The sequence below is a fragment of the Micromonospora sp. LOL_013 genome (assembly GCF_048060315.1).
In the GTDB taxonomy this organism is placed as follows: Bacteria; Actinomycetota; Actinomycetes; order Mycobacteriales; family Micromonosporaceae; genus Micromonospora_E.
This window is the reverse complement of sequence record NZ_JBHMIQ010000023.1, coordinates 56,101-75,313: the sequence shown is the minus strand read 5'-3', so window position 1 is coordinate 75,313 and position 19,213 is coordinate 56,101. Positions and strand designations below refer to the sequence as shown.

Genomic DNA, 19,213 nt, shown 5'->3' with positions numbered 1-19,213 from the left:
GTTATTGTGCGTACGGATGAGGCGCGGGCTGGCTGAACCGGCAAGGATCGGCATATGAAGGTTCTCTTCCTGGGTGGCCCGTGGCATGACCAACGTCGCGAGGTGACGCCCCGCCGCCTCGCCGCTGCCGCGGACACCTTGCCAACGCAGTACACGGTGCCGCTCCGACCCGGGGTCAAGCCCGTCACCTACACCCGCCGTTACGCCCGCAGTCAGGGCGAGCGGCTGCCGGTCTACGTCGCCCCCGACTATTCCGGCCCGGCCCGCGCCTGACAAGGGCGGCGCCGACGCCCGAGCCGGCCGCCGTCACCGGTCGAGCCCCCGCAGCCGGTCGGCCAGCTCCCGCTCGAAGAAGTCCAGGAAACCGTCCGGGTCGGGCCCGGCGTTCTGCAGCACGATGTGGTCGAAACCGGCGTCGACGTACGGTTTGACCGCCTCGAGGTGCACCGCCGGGTCCGGCCCTACGCTGAAATGCGCGGCGATGTCGTCGGCGTCGACCATCGCCGAGGCCGCCTCGAAGTTCACCGGGTTGGGCAACTCGCTCATCACCTTCCAGCCGGTCAGTGCCCAACGGCTGGACTCCCAGGCCGCCTTGACCGCCTGATTCTCGTCCACCGCCCAGGCCATCGGCACCTCGGCGTAGCGCGGCCCGGCGCCGCCGGCCCGCCGGTAGTGTTCGACGATCGAGCCCTTCGGCTCGGTGGCGAACAGTCCGTCGCCGAGTTCGGCGGCCAGCCGGGCGGACTCCGAGCCGCTGGCGGCCACCGCGATCACCGGCGGGGTCGGCGGCAGGTCGAACACTCGCGCGTCGTCGAGCTGCAGGTGCTTTCCCTGGTACGTGTGGTAGCCGCCGGACCAGAGCAGCCGGATGATCTCCAGCGCTTCGCGGAGCCGCTCGTGCCGCCCGTGCACACTCGGGAACGGCTCCCCGGTGACGTGTTCGTTGAGGCGTTCGCCGGCACCCACGCCGAGGGTGAACCGGCCGTCGGACAGCAGCGCCACGGTCGCCGCGGCCTGGGCGACGATCGCCGGGTGGTAGCGCAGGCTCGGGCAGGTCACGCCGGTGGCCAGCCCGATCCGTTCGGTACGGGCGGCGACCGCACCGAGCACGCTCCAGGTGAACGGCGAGTGGCCCTGGGAGTCCAGCCACGGGTGGAAGTGGTCGCTCATCTCGACGAAGTCGAACCCGGCCTGCTCGGCCCGCACCGCCTGGGCAATCAGGTCGGCCGGTCCGAACGCCTCGGTAGCCAACTTGTAGCCGATCCGCATGTGTCTGCCCTCCCCTGTCTGCCGCTGACAGCCCGGTCGGATCCGACACCGTCCGGGCACTCCCGTCCGGAGTACCCACTACCAGCCGGGCCATACACGGAGCCGGTGGACATCGCTTCGCCGGTCGGCCGAGCGCCGGTCACCCTCTGGTGTTGCGTCGTCGGGCCAGTTTCGCCACGGCGAGGACCCGGGGCCTGCGGCCGCTGGCGAATCCGAACCCGAGGCCGTGCCGGAAGATCTCCGGGATCCAGTAGTGATCGTCCTCGCGGAAGATCACGCCGTTTGCTTCCAGCAGCCGGACCTGGTCAACGCTCAGCTGCGCCGAACTCAACGTGATCGGGAGCTTCTTCTGGTCGGCGTCCAACTGGTTGAGGTGGCTGAGGATATCGCCGACCGGCTTGTTTTCGTTGCTGATCGCTGCGATCTTTTCCTCGCTGCAGAGGGGAAGCGAGTCGCGCATCGCATTGGGCGTGAGTATACGATCAGACCAACGTTCAGCTCCGACCGACGATTTGGCGGACTGGGCAAGAAAGAAGACGATGTCCCGAGCCTGGATGTCGCCCTGGAAGTCAGACAATGCAGCGAAGAACCAAACCTCGGAACGGGCTTCCTTCGACTTCGGGGTCCCCATCTTGTCACCCCACACCGCGAGCATGAGGTTCGACAGCTCGTCGGCGCTGGCGGTTCGGACCTCGTCGTCTGAGGAGCTCAGGGCATCCGCGCGCTGGCAGACCCACGCGGCGAGCCGTAGCGCCTCCTCGCGATTCCAGTGTAGTTCGTACTTCTCGTACCGCTTCTCGAACTGGCCGACGTTCTGGTGGATCGCCTTCTGAACCAAGTCGCGCCGGACGAACGCGACCATACCGAGCGGGCGGCCTCGCAGTGCCCGCAGCCAGTCTGCACAGTCGACGAGCAGAGTCCGTAGCCCGAGTTGCTGCCGCCAGTCGTCGGCGAAGTTCGGAAAGACGTCCTCCAACCCGTCTACGACGAAGATCGCCGATTGTTGTCTGGCGAACTCGGTCAGTTTTTCCTCCGCAGACTCCGGAGTTGCGTCCAGCCCGAGCGACCGGGCAAAACAGGTCAGCCAGATTCGGCGCCACTCGGTGGGTTTCATTTCCTTGGCCCAGGCGTCGGTTATCATCGTCCGGATCTGCAGTGAGTTCGCAGCCTCTCCGCCAGTGAGTCTTCGTGCCTCTTCGTCTCGCCGCTCGTTGATCAGCGGTGCGGGATGGTCGAGATTGCTCGAGGCCAGCACCGGGATCGTCGGTGCCGGTAGAGGTACGTCGTCGACGCCGGCAGCCTGGGCGAACTGCGCCCAGGTAGGACGGCGGCACAGTTGGAGAAAGGTGAATGTCTTGCCTGCGCCCTTTCTGCCGATCACGATCGCGATCGGCAGCTCGGTCCGGTGCGCCGCGGCGAGATTGCGCAGCGAGTCGGTCACCAGAAAATCGTCTGTCAGGGATGTTTCCGCATACACCAGGTTGCCCGCTGCGCGCCCCAGCCCGGTCCTGAGCTCGTCCAGGTTTGCCGGCGCGGTCGCCGGGCGGCCCGTCGTTGAATCCTCCGGAAGGCGCTGCTGGAGCGACTCGATGAGTGGCGCGAGGCATTCGGTGAGCCGGGCCTGCCCGATACGGTCGGCGACGTCTGCCCAGGAAGCCGGCAGGTTGAGGAGACCAGGGCTGAAACGACTGGTCATCAACGGGATGGCGATGTCCGCGTCCACCATGACATTGATCTGGGCGGAGGGCTGGTCGGCGCGCAACGAGATCGTACGGGCGGTGCGGAGCAGATCGGTGGCTACCTCTGCGAGCCGTTCGTCATGATCCTGATCACTGAACTGAGTGATCAGCAGGGAGCAGAGCGGATCATCCTCCCGGGCCGGTGCCAGCCGGGCCAGCTCGCGGAGTACCTGATCGGTTCCTCGTACCGATTGATCACTGATCGTAGTGGCGAACACTCGCGCGACTCGTGGATCGAGCAGCAGCGGTGCGCTGAGTTCACTGGCGCCGGCGCGGAGATCGACCAGAACGGCGTCAACGCCTAGGGTGGCACCGAGCTGCGCCAGCGAGTTGGCGAGCACATATGGGTCACGATCATCGGTGAGCAGATGGACGGGCTCGATGTCCGGCGGGGAGAGACGGTTGTGATCGCGGCGGGCCGGCATGACGATCACCCCGTCGAGTTCCTGATTGACGAGGAACTTTCGTCCGATCGTCACCGCCTCGGTGAACTCGGAACCGGCTGCACCGTGCACCAGCGCGAGGAAGTCCTCGTAGGCGAAGTCAACCCTGATCGAGTCGCCGACCATCCAGGTGATTCCCGGTGCCTCCAGGTCCGCGTCGACCAGCAGCACCCGTAGCCCGGCAGCGGTGAGCCGTTGGGTGGCGGCGACACAGTGTAGGGTGCGCCCCACGCCCCCCTTGAAGGAGTGGAACGCGATCACCGGCATCTCGGCGGGAAGCGGTGAGGTCGGTGGAGGGAGCTGCTCGGCCAGTTCCGCTACGACTCGACGTTCACTCCATCGGGGTCGTCGGTCAAGTGGCGGGACATCTGTGCCGGTGATGAGCGTGACCGGAAGCGGACGTTCTTCTCCTGCGTCGTCGAGCAGCACGCACCCACGTTCGGGTTCGATCGTCAGCGGGCCGAGCACATCGCGAAGCCAGGTCCACACCGTCTCCGGCTGGGTGGACTGGTCGATGAAGAACCGAACGCTGTCCCAGTACGCGTCGACCTCGCGTAACCAGGCGGGCCATTGGCCTTGCCGCGCGAGTCGCGCAAAGTATCGATTGACGTCGATCCAAGTGAACAAGTGATCGGGATGGGCGATCCGCACGGCGTCCTGATCATCGTTCATCGACCGAGCTCCTTTCGACACCAGTTCCCGAGCGAGGTCAAGCCTGCCACACACCGTTGCTCGTCCTTGGGATCCAGGCCGGCGCCGTATCGCCACGCTTCGTGCAGTCGGGGAACGGTCACCGGCGCGGCGGCCAGCTGGCCTGACGCCGCCCTCCGGCAGTCCACCAACTGCTGGTACTCGGCGGCGTTCAGCCTGAAGTGCGCGGCGAGCCGCCGAAGATCATGGCTGAGCAGGTAATCGGGAAGCTGGTCGGTCCGCTGCAGGTTCGTGCGGCGCAGGGCGACGGCTTTGAGCCCACACTCGACCGAGTAGAAGCGGAGCAGATGCGAAACCGTGCCGGGATTGTTGTCTGCGGCGTCCCTGAGCCGGGCGTAGCTGTTCGCAAGATCACGATGCGTGACGTGTAGGGGCACCGAGCGATGCTACTGCTGTCGCCGCAAGATGGTCGGCCCGCGATCCGGTCGGCCCGGTTGAACGACGACAGCGTGGACAGTTTCAGCGCCAGGCCGGGTCGCGGCGCAGCAGCAGGGCGCTGTTGAAGCCGTCGAAGCCACGGGCGGCGACCAGCGCGGCGTGCCCCGTGCACTCCCGTGCCGTACGGACGAAGTCCAGGTCGCAGCCGGGGGCCGGGCGGCGCGGTGCGGCGGTCGGCGGCAGCAGCCGGTGCCGCAGCGCCAGCAGCGCCGTCGCCACGTCCAGCGCCGCACTGCCCTGGTGTGCTCGCCCGGTCAACGGCTTCGGCGTGGTCACCGGCGGCGGCGTCGGGCCGAAGACGGCCCGCACCGCCCGCGCCTCGGCCCGGTCGAAACGCGGTACGCCGAGCGCGTCCGGCAGACAGACGTCCACCTGGGCCGGAGCCACCCCGGCGGTCGCCAACGCCCGGCGCATCGCCCGGGCGTACTGGTCGGCGTCCCCGCCGGTGTGCCGGTCGGTGTGCCGGGCGTCGTGGCTGGCCCCCCAGCCGGCGACCTCGCCGTAGATCACCGGCGCACCCCGGGCCAGCGCGTGCCCCAGCTCCTCGACGACCAGCACCGCACCGCCCTCACCCGGCAGGTAGCCGGCGGCGTCGACGTCGAACGGCAGGTACGCCGACTCCGGGTCGGTGCCGGTGCTGAGCAGCCCGCTCCGCAGCTGGCAGGCCAGCGCGTACGGGCTCAGCGCGCATTCGGTGGCACCGGCCAGCACCACGTCGGCGCCCCGCCGGATGGTCCGGGCGGCGTGCGCCAGGCTGTCCAGCCCGCCGGCCGCCTCGGCGACCAGCACCCCGCAGGCACCCTTGAACTGGTGGGCGATGGAGAGCTGGCCGACACTGGCGGCGTAGAACCAGGCGATCGACTGGTACGCCCCGACGGTACGGCCGGGCCGGCTCCACAGCCGCTGCAGCTCCCGCTGGCCGAACAGGTTGCCCCCGGACGAGCTGGCCAGTGCCACCGCGTACCGGTCGGGGTCGTCGGCGGTGTCCGGCAGCCCGGCGTCGGCCAGCGCCAGCCGGGTGCCGGCGAAACCGAGATGGGTCCACCGGTCGGTCTGCACCGCCCGCCGGTTGTCGGTCCACTGCAGCGCGTCGAAGTCGGTCACCTCGCCGGCCAGGGTGACCGGGTACGGCGCCGGGTCGAACAGGGTGATCCGCCCGGTGCGGACCTGCCCGGCCAGGGTCGCCTTCCAGTGCGCGTCGGCACCGAGTCCGGTCGGCGCCACCACGCCGATCCCGGTGACCACCGCCCGGCGGCCGGGCACCGCGGCCCGCTGACCGGGCAGCGCGGCCGGGGGGCCGTCGGCGCTCACCGTACTGTCCTGTCCGGTCGGGCGAAGACCATCGCCGACTGGAATCCGCCGAATCCGCTGCCGACCGACAACGCGACGTCGACCGGTAGCTCACGAGCGGTGTTCGGGACGTAGTCCAGGTCGCATTCCGGGTCGCGGGTGCGCCAGTTCGCGGTTGGCGGGACCATCCCGTGCGCCATGGCGAGCGCGCAGGCCGCCATCTCGATCGAGCCGATCGCGCCGAGCGAATGCCCGATCATCGATTTGATCGAGCTGACCGGCACCCGGTACGCCGCGTCCCCGAGCGCCCGTTTGAACGCGGCTGTCTCGTGCCGGTCGTTCTGCCGGGTGCCGGAGCCGTGTGCGCTGACGTACGACACGTCGTCCGGGTTGAGCCGGGCCTGGTCCATCGCGTCCACGATGGCCAGTGCCATCTCCGCGCCGTCCGGCCGCAGCCCGGTCATGTGGTAGCCGTTGCTGCGGGTGGCGTACCCGCCGATCTCGCAGTAGATCCGCGCGCCGCGCCGCCGCGCGTGGCCCAGCTCCTCCAGCACCAGCACGGCGGCCCCCTCGGCGAGCACGAACCCGTGCCGGTCGTTGTCGAACGGCCGGCTGGCGTGCGCCGGGTCGTCGTTGTCCGGGCTGGTCGCCCCGATCGCGTCGAACGACGCGACGGTGACCGGGGAGATCGGCGAGTCGGCGGCACCGGCGAGCATCACGTCCGCGTCCCCGTCGACGATCAACTGGTGGGCGTAGCCGATCGCGTCGATGCCGGAGGTGCAGCCGGTGGAGATCACCTGCGCCGGCCCGTGCAGCCCGTGCCGGCAGGCCACGTCGGCGGCCAGGCTGCTGGGCACCAGCGCCTGATAGAGGTACGGCATGGTGCAGTCCGGGTCGACCAGCCAGTGGCTGCCCGCGTCGCTGGCCACCACGTACTCCTGCTCCAAAGCCACGGTGCCGCCGACCGCCGAGCCGAGCGCCACCCCGGCCCGCTGCCGGCCGGCGTCGTCGAGGCACAGCCCGGCGTCGGCGACCGCCTCGATCGAGCAGGCGAGGGCGAACTGGACGTACCGGTCGGCCCGTCGCCGCTCGCGCGGGCCGAGCCCGGCGCCCGTCGGGTCGAAGTCGCATTCGGCGGCGATCTGGGACCGGAACGGGGACGGGTCGAAGACGGTGATCCGGCGGGTCGCGGTACGCCCGGCGGTGATCGTCGCCCAGAACGCCTCCCGGGTGGCGCCGCCCGGGGCGACCACCCCGACACCGGTCACGACCGTACGCCGGGACGACCCGGCCGCGGTCACGGCCGGTGCCCGTTGGGTGTGGTGGTCCGGGTGCGCGGCATCGGCCGGGGGCCGGACCTGGCGGAGTCCCGACCCGCCCCGGCGGTGTCCGGACCGGGGCCGAGCACCGCCGGTCCCTCGGTGTCGACGTGGCCGAGTTCGGGACGCGGCGCCAGCGGGCTGAGGTGGAAGACCACTTCGGCCGGCCCTCTGCTGACGTTGCGCAGCCGGTGCCGGGTGTTCATCGGCACGAACAGCCCTTCGGCGCGGTGCACCGCCACCGGCAGGTCGTCCAGGTCGACGACAATCTCACCGCGCGCGACGTAGAGGAACTCCTCGCTGTACGGGTGGTAGTGCTCGGCGATGCGTTCGCCGGGGCGCAGCACCGCCAGGCCGAGGAAGCCGGAGGTGCTGCCGACCGTCCGTGGACCGAGCAGGACGCGCAGTTCGCCGCCGCGTCGCCGGTCGGCGGCGAGGTCGCGGGCGGCGACGAGCCGTGGATCGTTCATCGGGTGCCTCCGGCGGGGTCTGCGGTGCGGGCGAGGGTTTCGATCCGGTCGCGGATGATGTCCAGCTGGATCCGGCTGTTGGTGTTGATCCGTTCGGTCATGCCGGCGTTGTCGAGCGGCGCGGTCGGTCGCATGGCGAAGTCCTGCACCCAGGTCATCCGGGTGCCGCCGGGGACCTCGGCGTAGTCCCAGCGGATCCGCATGTACTCGAACGGTCCGGTCTCCACCCGGTGGGCAAGCACCCGGCGGCGGCTCCGGTCGGCGGTGCGTTCGCTGACCCAGCTCCAGACCGTTCCGTTCTCGTCCGGGTGCATGGTCAACCGGAACCGCACGGTGTCCCCTTGCCGGTGCACGATCTGCACCGACGCGTACTCGGTGAACAGGTCGGGCCACCGGTCGACGTCGTTGGTGACCGCCCAGACGAGGTCCAACGGGGCGGCGATCACCACGCTGTTCTCGGTGTGTCCGGGGGGCGGCCCGGTGGTGGTCGCGCCGACCCCGGCGGCCGCATCGGCGTCGGTAGCCGAGTTGGCTTCGCCGGTGATTTCGTCGGCGACCAGTTCGGCGATCTCGACGATGGTCAGGTCCGCGCTCTCCGGCGGGATCCGCACCTGGTACCGGTCGGCCACCACGGCCTGAAGTTCCAGCAACGCCAGCGAGTCCAGGCCGAGTTCGGCCAGGGACGCCGTCGGCGCGTCGGCGGCGCCGGCCGGGTCGAGCCCGCAGTTGCGTACCAGGATCGCGGTGATGTCCGCGGCGGTGACCTTCTGCTGATCATCGGTGATGCTCATCCGCTCCTCCTCGGGTGTGTGTGGTCAGGCCGTACGGGTCTGCGACGGCTCGTCGAGCAGCCGGCCGACCAGGCCGGTCGAGAGCCGTCCCTTGCGGAACATGGCGTCGTCCAGCACGCGGCGCAGGAACGGGACGGTGGTGTGGACGCCGGGGCCGCGTACGTCGAACTCGCTCAGCGCGCGCTCCATCCGGTTGAGCGCCAGTTCCCGGTCCGGTGCCCAGACGACGACCTTGGCCAGCAGCGGGTCGTAGTGCGGTCCGACGACGTACCCGGTGTGGCCGTGGGTGTCGACCCGGGTGAACGGGCCGCCGGGGATCTCGAAGCGGTCCAGCCGGCCAGGTGTCGGGGTGAACCCGCGCTGCGGGTCCTCGGCGTTGACCCGGCATTCGACCGCGACGCCCCGGGGCCGGATGTCCGGCTGGCGCAGCCGCAGCGGCGTACCGCAGGCGATGTGGATCTGTTCCTGCACCAGGTCCACCCCGCTGATCATCTCGGTGACCGGGTGTTCCACCTGGATCCGGCAGTTGATCTCGATGAAGTGGAACTGGTCGTTCTCGTCGACCAGGAACTCGAAGGTGCCGGTGCCGACGTAGCCGACCGCGAGCGCGCCGCGCAGCGCCACCGCGGCCATCTCGTCGAGCATCGCCGCCGGCAGCGTAGGTGCCGGACCCTCCTCAATGAGCTTTTGATGCCGGCGCTGCACCGAGCAGTCCCGGGTGCCCAGGTGCACCCCGTTGCCGTGGCCGTCGCAGAGCACCTGCACCTCGACGTGCCGGGCCTGGGTGAGGAACCGTTCCAGGTAGACCCGGTCGTCGCCGAAGACCGCCCGGGCGGTCTGCCGGGTCCGGTGGTACGCCGGCGTCAGATCCGCCTCGTCGGTGACCACCGTCATTCCCCGCCCACCGCCGCCAGCCGCCGCCTTGATGATCACCGGATAGCCGATCTCGGCGGCGACCGTGGCGGCGTGGGCACTGCTGGGCACCGGCTCCCGGCTACCCGGCGGCAGCGGCAGGCCGGCCGTCCCAAGCACGTCCCGGGCCTTGGCCTTGTCCCCGAGGGCCAGCATGACCTGCGGCGGTGGGCCGATGAAGACCAGTCCGTTCTCCGCGCAGATGTCGGCGAAGTCGACGTCCTCGGAGAGGAAGCCGTATCCGGGGTGGACGGCCTGGGCACCGGTGCGCCGGGCCGCTTCGACGATCGCCGCCGCGTTGAGGTAGCTGGCCCGGCTCGGCGGCGGGCCGATCTGCACCGCCTCGTCGGCGAACCGGACCACCGCCGAGTCGCGGTCCGCGGTGGAGTGCACCGCTACGGTCCGTACGCCGAGCTCCCGGCAGGCCCGGGCGACCCGCAGCGCGATCTCTCCCCGGTTGGCGATCAGAATCTTCTCGAACACGGTCACCGCCTCCTCAGCCCGGTGCCACGGCGATCAGCGGCTGGTCGAATTCGACCGGTTCGCCGTCGCCGGCCAGGATCTCCACGACGACCCCTGGCCGGTCGGTGGTGATCTCGTTCATCAGCTTCATCGCCTCGACGATCCCGATCACCTGACCCGGCTCGATCGAGTCGCCTACATCGACGAATGGCGCTCCGCCGGGCTCTGCGGCCCGGTAGAACGTGCCGACGATCGGTGACCCGATCCGGTGCCCGGACGCTGGCGTGGCCTGGTCCGCTGGCGGTGCGGTCAGTCCGGCCGCCGGCGTGTCGGCCGGGGACGACGGTGGGGCCGGGACCGGCGTCGTCCGGTCGTGCCACTCGATGTCGATCACCGTGTCGCCGTGCCGGACCTGGACCCGGCGCAGTGGACCGGTGAGTTCACCGACCAGCGCCCGGGTCTGCTCGGCGAGTCGACGTAGCTGACCGCCCGGCTCCGACCCGGCCGGGGTTCCGTTGGCGGCGGCACTGGTCATCGCGGACTCACCTGGATCGTCGGGTCGCTGTCGGGCTGCGGTACGTCGGCGTCGACGGTGCCCGCCCCGTACCGGCGGAACCGTCGGGATCGTCGACACAGCAGGTCGGTGATGGGTACGGCGAGCAGGTCGGACAGCGCGGCGGTCAGCGCCGCCCGTACCCGGTCGGCGGCGCTGGCCGGATCGCGCTGCGCGCCGCCCGGTGGTTCGCCGACGATGCCGTCGGCGACGCCGAGGCGTGCCAGGTCGGGCGCGGTGAGCTGGAGCGCGGCGGCGGCCCGGGGCGCGGCGGCCCGGTCGTGGAACAGGATGGCGGCGCAACCCTCGGGACTGATCACCGAGTAGACGGCGTTCTGCAGCATCAGCACCCGGTCGGCGACGGCCAGCGCGAGCGCTCCGCCGCTGCCGCCCTCACCGGTGACGACGGCGACCACCGGGGTGGGCAGTCGGGCCAGGGTGCGCAGGCAGGTGGCGATCGCGGCGGCCTGGCCTTGTTCCTCGGCGTCGACCCCCGGATGTGCGCCCGGGGTGTCGATCAGGGTGACCACCGGCAGTCCGAGCCGGGCGGCGAGCCCCATCACCCGCAACGCCTTGCGGTAGCCGGCCGGGCTGGCCATGCCGAAGTTGCGGGCCAGCATCTCCCGGGAGTCGTGGCCTTTCTGCTGCCCGATGACGGCGACCGGCTGGTCGCCGAGCCGGGCCAGCCCGGCGACGATCGCCGGGCAGTCCGCGCCGAGCCGGTCGCCGTGCAACTCGACGAAGCCGTCGAACGCCGTTCGCAGGTAGTCCAGAGTGGTCGGCCGGGCCAGGTCCCGGGCGGTACGCACCGACTGCCAGGCGGTCGGCGTCGCGTCGGTCCGATGCGTCGGCCTGGGGCGCGGAATCGGCCCCGTTCCCGCCGTCGTCGATCCGGCCACCGGCACCGGCCCGTCGTCGGGCCGGGCGGCCCGCCCGGCGGACGCGGCCAGCGGACCTGCTCCGGCCCGGCCACCCGCGGCCAGCGCGAGCAGGGCGCGCAGCCGGGGGCGTAGGTCGTGGCGTTCGACGACCATGTCGACCTGGCCGTGCCGGAGCAGGAACTCCGCGGTCTGGAAACCGGGGGGCAACGCCTGGCGGATCGTCTCCCGGATCACCCGGGGGCCGGCGAACCCCATCCGGGCGCCGCGTTCGGCGATCACCAGGTCGGTGTTGGTGGCGAACGAGGCTGCGACGCCGCCGTACGTCGGATCGGTGACGACGCTGACGGTGAGCAGTCCGGCGGCGCGCAGTTCGGCGATCGCGCAGCTGACCGTCGCCATCTGCATCAGCGCCAGGACGCCCTCCTGCATCCGCGCCCCGCCGGAGGCGGTGACCAGCACCAGCGGATCCCGGGCGGCGAGCGCCTCCTCGGCGGCGCGGGTGATCAACTCGCCGGTGGCGCAGCCGAGGCTGCCACCGAGGAACCGGAAGTCCATCACCGCCAGGACGGCCCGATGCCCGCCGATCCGGGCGGCGCCGCACAACACCGCCTCCGCCAGGCCGGTCGCCGCCCGCGCCTGGGCCAGCCGTCGCCGGTACGGCATCGAGTCGACGAACCTCAACGGGTCCACCTCGGCGGCGCGGTCGGCGAGCCTGGTGAAGCTGTCCGGGTCGACCAGCTGTCCGATCCGATCCGCCGCGGTCAACCGCTGATGGTGTCCACACTCGGGGCAGACCTCCAGGTTGCGGCGCATCCGTCGCCGGTAGACCAGTGCGTGACAGGCGCGGCAGCGCAGCCAGCGGTTGCGGCCCGGGGCCGCCACGGTGGTCATCGGGGCCGCCCGGTCGGTGCGTCCCAGTGGTAGAACCGGTGCGCCATCGCGTCCCGAGGTGACCGCCAGCTCGCCAGGTACGGGCTGATGTAGCTGGCGAGTCGGCGGCTGACCTCGTCGAACTCCGGGTGTCGCCGGGCGGCGGCCACCGCGTCCGGTCCGGTCTCGTCGGTCTCGATCAGATGCACGTACAGGTCGTGCAGCCGGTAGAGCGACCGGTGCCGTACCCCGGCCAGGTGGGGCAGGTCGGTCAGGTCCGATTCAGCGAAGATCTCCGCGACCTGCTGCTCCGCGTCGGGGACGACCTTGGCGATGATCAGCGAGCGATCCATGGTTCCTCCCAGCGGCGTCGGGCCCGGTCCTGGCCAACCTTGCCGCCGTCGGCGTCACCGACGCGTTGTCCCTACCGCCCGGGTCATCGCCCGTCGGTGACGTCGACGTGACGGACTATGAGTACAGTGCGTGATCGTTCTCGATGTGCACCGGAATCATCGGCGGTCGTTGAGATTCGACAAAACCCCAGGTCAGACGGGATTGAATCGGTGGGTCGAGTGAATCGGGTAGCCGACTGTATGTTGACTGAGAGTAATTGTGATTGATAATCTTCGTGACGCGATGACGTGATCCAAGGGCGGCGACCGGTGACTGACGTGTGCAGGGGGTTCGGCCGTGACGTCAGAGGCAGGCAACGCGGGGGCATCATTCCGACTACTGCTCCTCGGCGGCTTCCGTTTGATCCACCAGCACGAGACCGTGTCGATCCCCCGTGGACTGCAGCGGATCGTCGCGGTGATCGGGCTGCGACCCGGCGCCACCCGTGCCCACCTGGCCGGTCTGCTCTGGCCGGAAGCCGCCGAGGACCGCGCACTGTCCTCGCTGCGTACCGCGCTGTGGCGGCTGCGTCAGGAGCCGAACTGCCCGCTGCGGACCGCCGGCGACACCGTCCGGCTCGACCAGCAGGTCCAGGTCGACGTCGACGACCTGGTCCGGACCGCCGCGCGGGTGCGCGACGGTGGGGACCCGCGGCTGGCCGACGCGGTGCTCACCGCCGCCCGGCACGACCTGCTGCCCGGCTGGTACGACGACTGGGTGCTGCTGGAACGGGAACGGCTGCGGCAGTTGCGGCTGCACCTGCTCGAGCACATCGCCCGCTCCCATCTGAACGCCGGTCGGCACGACGAGGCGCTGCAGGCCGCACTGGAAGCGGTCGGTGCCGAACCGTTGCGGGAAACCCCGCACCGGCTGATCGTGCAGATCCATCTCGCCGAGGGCAACGCCTACGAGGCGCTGCACGCCTTCTACGCGTACCGCGATCTGGCCCTGCGGGAGCTGCAGCTGGAACCGTCCCCGGCGATGGCCGCGCTGATCGGCGACATCCTCACCCCGATCCGTGACGCGCCGGCCCGGCGCACACTCGACCGGCGTCGGCCGGGTGAGTCGGCGTCCGGCCCGGTCAGCCCTCGCCCGGCCCGCTGACCCGTCAGGCGTCACCGCCGAGCGAGACCCGGACCAGGGCAGCGGCGAACCGGGGCAGGTCGCGTTCACCCACCAGGGCGATACCCGCCTCGGCGCTGAACGTGCGGCCCTGCCGGTCGAGCAGCGCGTTGACCGCGCGTACCTGCCGATCCGCCATCGTGGCAACCCCCGCTTCCGGCCGACGAGGTACCCCCGGCCGCGCGGACCAAACGGGAGCAGTACGCCGTGCCCCCCTACGGCGTCGTCGGTCGGTTTCGGCGTCGGGTCAGCCCACGTCGCTCGGCACCAGCTCCCCGGTGCCGGCGCGGTCACCGTCCGCTGGCCCGCCGGCGCGGTCACCGTCCGCTGGCCCGCCGGCGCGGTCACCGTCCGCCGCTCCGCCGGACTGGGCGATCCGCAGCGCCTCCACGAGATCGCGGTACAGCTCGTCGGTGGCCAACAGCGTCTGGTGGTCGCCGTACGCGCGGATCCGCCCGCTGTCCACCACCACGATGGTGTCGGCGTCGATGACGGTGGAGAGCCGGTGCGCGATGGTGACCACCGCGCCGTTGCCGGCCTGCTCCCGGATGCAGTCGTGGATGGCCGCCTCGGTGAGTCCATCGACCTGGGCTGTCGCCTCGTCGAGCAGCAGGACGTCCGGCCGCCGCAGGATCGCCCGGGCCAGTGCGATCCGCTGCCGCTGTCCGCCGGACATCGACGACGGAGTGAGCAGGGTGTCCAGCCCGTCGCCGAGCGAGTCGATCTTCTCAGTCAGCCGGACCGCGTGCAGCGCGCGGCGAATCTCCCCGTCGGTGGCGTCCGGGTGGGTGAACAGCAGGTTCTCCCGGATGGTGCCGGGGATCACCGGGGTGTCCTGCTCGACGTACGCCAGCCGGCTCCGGACCTGCTCGTGCCTCAGCGACGGGTACGGTCGACCGTCGAGCAGCAGCTCGCCCCGCTGCGGTACGAGGAACCGCAGGATCAGCGAGAAGAGGGTGGTCTTGCCGGCGCCGGACGGGCCGACGATGGCCAGGTGCCCACGGCGTGGCACGGCGAGGTCGATGTCGTGTACCGCGGCCGGTAGGTCGGGCCCGTAGCCGGCGGTGACCTGCCGCAGTTCCAGCACCGGTCGGTCGGTGTCGGCGGTTGCCCGACCAGCCCGGCCGGCCGCCGGCTCCGGGCTTGTCCCCGGCGCCGGTGTGGCGGTCGGGTCGCCCTCGGCCGGCATCGCCTCGACCTGCCGGATCCGACCGGCGGCCGCGATCCCGGACTGCAGCGCGGTGAGGTGCCGGCTCAGCGTGGTGACCGGCTCCATCAGTCCGAACGCGTACAGCAGGAACGCGATCAGGCTGGAGACCGGCAGCGCGCCGGTGCCGACCCGCCAGGCACCGAGACCGAGGATCGTGATGATGGCCAACTGGATGCCGGCCCAGGCGGCGGTCCAGGCCAGGGCCTCGCGGCGGATGGCCGCGATGCTCTGCCGGGCCGACTCGCGGGCCTCGTCGACGATCCGCTCCGACTGGCGCTGCTCGGCCCGGCTCACCTTGACCGTGCGGATCGCCCGCAGGGTGCCCTCCAACGCCGAGCCCAACCTGCCGACGTGCTCCTGGGCGCGTTCGCGCGCCTTGGCGATGCCCGGCAGCAACAGGCTGAACAGGACGGTCATCCCGGCGACCGAGGCGACGGTGGCGCCGAGCAGTACCAGGTCGAGCACAGCCATCAGCACCAGCGTGCCGACGAGCCGTACCGAGCCGTTGATCAGGCCGATCACGCTCGACGAGGCGGCTTCGCGCAGCAGCACCGTGTCCGAGGTGACCCGGGTGACGAACTCGCCGGTGGGCCGGGCGGTGACGGCCGGCACGGTGGCCCGGAACAGCCGGCGCACCATCGACTGGCGGGCGTCGAGGATCACCCGTTCGCCGACGGTGCCGAGCAGGATCCACTGCCACAGCCAGATCACCACACCGACGACGAGCAGCCCGAGCAGCGCGAGCACCGGGCCGCGCAGCGACGCCGCCCCGGTCAGGGTGTCCAGCACCCATTTGGTGACCATCGGCGTGGTGAGGCCGGCGGCGGAGCCGACCAGGGCGAGGAACAGGCCGAGGCCCAGCGCGCGGCGGTGCGGCCGGGCGAACGACCAGAGCAGGCGGAGCCGGGGCAACCGGCGGTCGGCGATGGGAGATTCGGCGGTCTGCGCGACGGTCACACCATCAAGTGGACCACGGGCCGTGCCAGCTGGACCCCGGTGGTTGGTGGCGGGGCGCTGCCCGACCTGCGTTCAGGTACCGACCGTGGCTTGCACCTGCGAGCGGAAATGACCTTTTGTATCGCAGGTGCGAGAGGATAACGTCTGGCTTGTGACGACCTACCGGATCGGCGACGCCGCCGAACTGCTCGGCGTGAGCGTCGACACCGTGCGGCGCTGGGTGGACGCCGGCAAACTCGCCGCTGCCCGGGACAGCAACGGTCACCGGATGATCGCCGGCGTCGATCTGGCGGCGTTCGCCCGCGCCCTCGCCGACGACCCCGATGAGGGCGTCGGTCGGTCGTCGGCCCGTAACCGGATGCGCGGCATCGTCACCGCGGTCACCCGGGACACCGTGATGGCCCAGGTCGACATCCAGGCCGGCCCGTTCCGGATCGTCTCGCTGATGAGCAGCGAAGCCGCCGACGAACTCGGCCTGACCGTCGGCACCACCGCCACCGCCGTCGTCAAGTCCACCAACGTCGTCGTCGAACGGGGCAACTGATGCGCCGCCGCGCGAACTCCCTCGCCCTGGTGGCCGCCACCGCGTTGCTGGCCGCCAGCTGCGCCACCGGCACCGGCACCGGCACCGGATCGGATTCCGACGGTGCCCGGGGCGACGCCGTACCCGGCGTCACCGGCACACTCACCGTGCTGGCCGCCGCCTCGCTCACCGACGCGTTCACCCGGATCGGGGCCGACTTCGAGGCGGCCAACCCCGATGTGTCCGTCACCTTCAGCTTCGCCGGCAGCTCCCAGCTCGCCCAGCAGATCACCGCCGGGGCACCCGCCGACGTGTTCGCCGCCGCCAGCCCGGCCACCATGGCAACGGTCGTCTCCGCCGGTGAGGCAGCTGGCGAACCGGCTGTCTTCGCCCGCAACCAGCTGGTCATCGCGGTGCCGGACGGCAACCCGGCCGGCGTCACCGGGCTGGCCGACCTCACCAGGTCCGGCGTCAAGGTCGCCCTCTGCGCCGAGCAGGTGCCATGCGGGGCGGCCGCCCGTACCGCGCTCGACGCCGCCGGCAGCGACCTCGTCCCGGTCACCTTCGAACGGGACGTCCGCGCCGCCCTGTCCAAGGTCCGCCTCGGCGAGGTGGACGCCGCCGTCGTCTACCGCACCGACGCGGCCGCCGCCGCCGACGAGGTCGACGCCGTCGAGTTCGTCGAGGCCGCCCGGGCGATCAACGACTACCCGATCGTCACCCTGGCGGCTGCCACCAACCCGCAGGCCGGGGAGGCATTCGTCGGGTACGTCCGCGCCGCCGCCGGCCAGGCCGTCCTGACCGACGCCGGCTTCCATGGTCCGTGACCACGCCCGCGCCGCCCGCCGTCAGCCGGCGACGTCGCCGTACCGACCGGCGGCTGCCGGTCTTCCTCGCCCTGCCCGCCCTGGCCGGACTGGCCTTCCTGACGCTACCGCTGGCCGGCCTGCTGCTGCGTACCCCGTGGGCGCAGCTGCCGGCCCGGCTCACCGCGCCCGGCGTATTCGACGCGCTGCGGCTGTCGCTGCTGACCGCCACTGCCGCCACCGTGCTGTGCCTGCTGCTCGGCGTACCGCTGGCCTGGCTGCTGGCCCGCACCCGGTTTCCCGGCCGGGGCCTGATCCGCGCCCTGGTCACCGTGCCTCTGGTGCTGCCGCCGGTGGTCGGCGGCGTCGCGTTGCTGCTCGTCTACGGCCGGCGTGGCCTGGTCGGCGGCTGGCTGGACAGCGCATTCGGGGTGACCCTGCCGTTCACCACCGCCGCCGTCGTGCTCGCCGAAGCGTTCGTCGCCATGCCGTTCCTGATCATCGCGGTTGAGGGCGCGCTGCGTGGTGCCGACCCCCGATACGAGGAGGCCGCCACCACCCTCGGGGCCAGCAGGTGGACCACGTTTCGCCGGGTCACCCTGCCGATCGTCGCCCCCGGGATCGCCGCCGGTTCGGTGCTGTGCTGGGCGCGGGCGCTCGGCGAGTTCGGCGCCACCATCACCTTCGCCGGCAACTTCCCCGGCCGTACGCAGACCATGCCGCTCGCCGTCTACCTTGCCCTGGAGCAGGATTTCGACGCCGCGATCGTGCTGAGCCTGCTGCTGCTGACCGTCTCCGTGGTGATTCTCGCCGGGCTGCGGGACCGCTGGGTCGGTGGCCTGCGGTGACCACGCAGCGACGGGCCGTCCCCGATCCCGTCCCCGACCCAGGGCCGGCGGCGGCGCTCGACGCGCATCTGGTGGTCCGCCGCGCCGGGTTCACCCTCGACCTGCGGCTGACCGTCGCCGCCGGGGAGGTGGTCGCGTTGCTCGGGCCCAACGGAGCCGGCAAGACCACCGCGTTGCGGGCCCTCGCCGGGCTGCAGCCGCTGCACGCCGGTTACCTGCGCCTCGGTGACCGGACGCTGGACCAGCCGGACAAGGGGGTGCTGGTGGCACCGGAGCATCGGCCGATCGGCGTGGTCTTCCAGGACTATCTGCTGTTCCCGCACCTGACCGCGCTGGACAACGTGGCGTTCGGGCCGCGTAGCCACGGCGTGCCGCGTCGCGTCGCGCGGGACGCGGCGGCTGGTTGGCTGGACCGGGTCGGGCTGACCGGACATGCCCGACGCCGGCCCCGTGAGCTGTCCGGCGGGCAGGCGCAGCGGGTCGCGTTGGCCCGGGCGCTCGCCGTACGCCCGCAACTGCTGCTGCTCGACGAGCCGCTCGCCGCGCTCGACGCCCGGACCCGGGCGGAGACCCGCGCCCACCTGCGGCAGCACCTCGCCGCGCACACCGGCGTCGCCGTGCTGGTCAGCCACGACCCGTTGGACGCGATGATGCTCGCCGACCGGCTGGTGATCGTCGAGGACGGCCGGCTGGTGCAGTCGGGGGACGCGGCCACCGTGACCGCCCGCCCGCGTAGCGACTACGTGGCCCGGCTGGTCGGACTCAACCTCTACCGGGGCAGCGGGGACGGGACCAGCGTCACGCTGCCCGGCGGCTTCCGGCTGGTCGCCGCCGAGCCGCAGCGCGGCGACGTGTTCGTGGCGTTCCCGCCGTCGGCGGTGGCGCTCTACCGGCGGCGTCCGGACGGCAGCCCGCGCAACTCGTGGCCGGCCACCGTCAGCAGTGTCGCCCGCAACGGCGACCGGCTGCGGGTCGAGCTGGCCGGGCCGTTACCAGTCGGAGCGGACATCACCGCGGCGGCGGCCGCGCACCTCGACCTGCGTCGCGGCGAGCGGGTGTGGGCGACCCTCAAAGCGACCGAGGTGGCCGGATATCCGGCGGACCCGGACCGTACGATTCTCGGTGGAAGCCAGGCTTCCGACAGCAATTCGTCTCCAGGAGGGAATCCAGGTGAGCACCGGGATCGAGACGCGTGAGTTCCAGGCC

The 19,213-nt window shown here is 71.5% G+C and carries 18 protein-coding genes and 1 pseudogene; 6 read left to right on the top strand and 13 right to left on the bottom strand.

Going from position 1 to position 19,213, the window contains the following annotated elements; translation table 11 throughout:
* The first annotated feature begins 54 nt into the window (after nucleotides 1–54).
* The gene (locus ACFHWS_RS16980) at nucleotides 55–273 is read left to right on the top strand and encodes a hypothetical protein (RefSeq protein WP_278174201.1); all 219 of its coding nucleotides are present in this window, start codon (nucleotides 55–57) and stop codon (nucleotides 271–273) included.
* A gap of 33 nt (nucleotides 274–306) precedes the next feature.
* Here the strand turns inward: ACFHWS_RS16980 and ACFHWS_RS16975 are convergent, their stop codons facing one another.
* The 11 genes and pseudogenes from ACFHWS_RS16975 to ACFHWS_RS16925 all read right to left on the bottom strand — a co-directional run bounded on the left by ACFHWS_RS16975 (nucleotide 307) and on the right by ACFHWS_RS16925 (nucleotide 12,501).
* Nucleotides 307–1,269 carry a TIGR03557 family F420-dependent LLM class oxidoreductase gene (locus tag ACFHWS_RS16975; RefSeq protein ID WP_416552137.1) on the bottom strand — a complete coding sequence of 321 codons (963 nt, stop codon included), beginning with the start codon at nucleotides 1,267–1,269 and terminating at the stop codon, nucleotides 307–309.
* A 139-nt stretch (nucleotides 1,270–1,408) separates the two neighbouring features.
* Nucleotides 1,409–4,123 carry a KGGVGR-motif variant AAA ATPase gene (locus tag ACFHWS_RS16970; protein ID WP_416568524.1) on the bottom strand — a complete coding sequence of 905 codons (2,715 nt, stop codon included), beginning with the start codon at nucleotides 4,121–4,123 and terminating at the stop codon, nucleotides 1,409–1,411.
* Entirely contained in the window at nucleotides 4,120–4,539 is a 420-nt protein-coding gene (locus ACFHWS_RS16965) for a hypothetical protein (RefSeq protein ID WP_416552139.1), read from the bottom strand. Before ACFHWS_RS16965 ends, ACFHWS_RS16970 begins: the two co-directional genes overlap by 4 nt.
* Nucleotides 4,540–4,621: 82 nt before the next feature.
* Nucleotides 4,622–5,863 (bottom strand): beta-ketoacyl synthase N-terminal-like domain-containing protein, encoded by a 1,242-nt coding sequence (locus tag ACFHWS_RS16960; RefSeq protein WP_416552362.1) that lies wholly within the window; start codon nucleotides 5,861–5,863, stop codon nucleotides 4,622–4,624.
* Nucleotides 5,864–5,907: 44 nt separating this feature from the next.
* Entirely contained in the window at nucleotides 5,908–7,191 is a 1,284-nt protein-coding gene (locus ACFHWS_RS16955) for a beta-ketoacyl-[acyl-carrier-protein] synthase family protein (RefSeq protein ID WP_416568523.1), read from the bottom strand.
* A gap of 116 nt (nucleotides 7,192–7,307) precedes the next feature.
* Nucleotides 7,308–7,679, bottom strand: a pseudogene (locus tag ACFHWS_RS16950) (cupin domain-containing protein); the annotation flags it as partial.
* Nucleotides 7,676–8,470: an SRPBCC family protein gene (locus tag ACFHWS_RS16945; RefSeq protein WP_416568522.1), complete on the bottom strand. Its 795-nt coding sequence runs from the start codon at nucleotides 8,468–8,470 to the stop codon at nucleotides 7,676–7,678. The pseudogene ACFHWS_RS16950 and the gene ACFHWS_RS16945, both read right to left, overlap by 4 nt.
* Nucleotides 8,471–8,494: 24 nt before the next feature.
* Nucleotides 8,495–9,865, bottom strand: coding sequence for an acetyl-CoA carboxylase biotin carboxylase subunit (locus tag ACFHWS_RS16940; protein ID WP_416568538.1), 1,371 nt, complete (start codon nucleotides 9,863–9,865; stop codon nucleotides 8,495–8,497).
* A 13-nt stretch (nucleotides 9,866–9,878) separates the two neighbouring features.
* The gene (accB, locus tag ACFHWS_RS16935) at nucleotides 9,879–10,379 is read right to left on the bottom strand and encodes an acetyl-CoA carboxylase biotin carboxyl carrier protein (RefSeq protein WP_416552142.1); all 501 of its coding nucleotides are present in this window, start codon (nucleotides 10,377–10,379) and stop codon (nucleotides 9,879–9,881) included.
* On the bottom strand, nucleotides 10,376–12,169 hold the full coding sequence (locus tag ACFHWS_RS16930) for an acetyl-CoA carboxylase carboxyltransferase subunit alpha (RefSeq protein WP_416568521.1): 1,794 nt from the start codon (nucleotides 12,167–12,169) through the stop codon (nucleotides 10,376–10,378). Before ACFHWS_RS16930 ends, accB begins: the two co-directional genes overlap by 4 nt.
* Nucleotides 12,166–12,501, bottom strand: coding sequence for a TcmI family type II polyketide cyclase (locus tag ACFHWS_RS16925; protein WP_282233836.1), 336 nt, complete (start codon nucleotides 12,499–12,501; stop codon nucleotides 12,166–12,168). The genes ACFHWS_RS16930 and ACFHWS_RS16925 overlap by 4 nt, the downstream gene beginning before the upstream one ends.
* A 337-nt stretch (nucleotides 12,502–12,838) precedes the next feature.
* On the opposite strand from ACFHWS_RS16925, the gene ACFHWS_RS16920 reads away from it, so the two are divergent.
* Complete coding sequence (locus ACFHWS_RS16920) at nucleotides 12,839–13,645, top strand: AfsR/SARP family transcriptional regulator (protein ID WP_416552144.1); 807 nt, start codon at nucleotides 12,839–12,841, stop codon at nucleotides 13,643–13,645.
* Between the two features lie 4 nt (nucleotides 13,646–13,649).
* On the opposite strand, the gene ACFHWS_RS16915 is transcribed toward ACFHWS_RS16920, so the two are convergent.
* A complete protein-coding gene (locus ACFHWS_RS16915; RefSeq protein ID WP_416552145.1) occupies nucleotides 13,650–13,802 on the bottom strand; it encodes a hypothetical protein in 153 nt (50 codons plus the stop codon).
* 108 nt (nucleotides 13,803–13,910) lie between these two features.
* Nucleotides 13,911–15,830 carry an ABC transporter ATP-binding protein gene (locus ACFHWS_RS16910; protein ID WP_416568520.1) on the bottom strand — a complete coding sequence of 640 codons (1,920 nt, stop codon included), beginning with the start codon at nucleotides 15,828–15,830 and terminating at the stop codon, nucleotides 13,911–13,913.
* 151 nt (nucleotides 15,831–15,981) lie between these two features.
* Here ACFHWS_RS16910 and ACFHWS_RS16905 point away from each other — a divergent pair, with 151 nt between their 5' ends.
* Genes ACFHWS_RS16905 through ACFHWS_RS16890 form a run of 4 tightly spaced genes read left to right on the top strand, consistent with a single transcriptional unit; the run spans nucleotide 15,982 to nucleotide 19,203 of the window.
* Nucleotides 15,982–16,374 carry a TOBE domain-containing protein gene (locus ACFHWS_RS16905; RefSeq protein ID WP_416568519.1) on the top strand — a complete coding sequence of 131 codons (393 nt, stop codon included), beginning with the start codon at nucleotides 15,982–15,984 and terminating at the stop codon, nucleotides 16,372–16,374.
* Nucleotides 16,374–17,180: a molybdate ABC transporter substrate-binding protein gene (modA, locus tag ACFHWS_RS16900; protein WP_416568518.1), complete on the top strand. Its 807-nt coding sequence runs from the start codon at nucleotides 16,374–16,376 to the stop codon at nucleotides 17,178–17,180. The genes ACFHWS_RS16905 and modA overlap by 1 nt, the downstream gene beginning before the upstream one ends.
* Nucleotides 17,177–18,007: an ABC transporter permease gene (locus tag ACFHWS_RS16895; protein ID WP_416552149.1), complete on the top strand. Its 831-nt coding sequence runs from the start codon at nucleotides 17,177–17,179 to the stop codon at nucleotides 18,005–18,007. Before modA ends, ACFHWS_RS16895 begins: the two co-directional genes overlap by 4 nt.
* Nucleotides 18,004–19,203 carry an ABC transporter ATP-binding protein gene (locus ACFHWS_RS16890; RefSeq protein WP_416552150.1) on the top strand — a complete coding sequence of 400 codons (1,200 nt, stop codon included), beginning with the start codon at nucleotides 18,004–18,006 and terminating at the stop codon, nucleotides 19,201–19,203. Before ACFHWS_RS16895 ends, ACFHWS_RS16890 begins: the two co-directional genes overlap by 4 nt.
* Nucleotides 19,204–19,213 lie beyond the last annotated feature (10 nt).

Bases quoted from the DNA above. Each gene is read 5' to 3' on its own strand.
- ACFHWS_RS16925 (WP_282233836.1), bottom strand. From the start codon at position 12,501: ATGGATCGCTCGCTGATCATCGCCAAGGTCGTCCCCGACGCGGAGCAG.
- ACFHWS_RS16980 (WP_278174201.1), top strand. From the start codon at position 55: ATGAAGGTTCTCTTCCTGGGTGGCCCGTGGCATGACCAACGTCGCGAG.
- ACFHWS_RS16930 (WP_416568521.1), bottom strand. From the start codon at position 12,169: ATGACCACCGTGGCGGCCCCGGGCCGCAACCGCTGGCTGCGCTGCCGC.
- ACFHWS_RS16945 (WP_416568522.1), bottom strand. From the start codon at position 8,470: ATGAGCATCACCGATGATCAGCAGAAGGTCACCGCCGCGGACATCACC.
- ACFHWS_RS16970 (WP_416568524.1), bottom strand. From the start codon at position 4,123: ATGAACGATGATCAGGACGCCGTGCGGATCGCCCATCCCGATCACTTG.
- accB (WP_416552142.1), bottom strand. From the start codon at position 10,379: ATGACCAGTGCCGCCGCCAACGGAACCCCGGCCGGGTCGGAGCCGGGC.
- ACFHWS_RS16915 (WP_416552145.1), bottom strand. From the start codon at position 13,802: ATGGCGGATCGGCAGGTACGCGCGGTCAACGCGCTGCTCGACCGGCAG.
- ACFHWS_RS16975 (WP_416552137.1), bottom strand. From the start codon at position 1,269: ATGCGGATCGGCTACAAGTTGGCTACCGAGGCGTTCGGACCGGCCGAC.
- modA (WP_416568518.1), top strand. From the start codon at position 16,374: ATGCGCCGCCGCGCGAACTCCCTCGCCCTGGTGGCCGCCACCGCGTTG.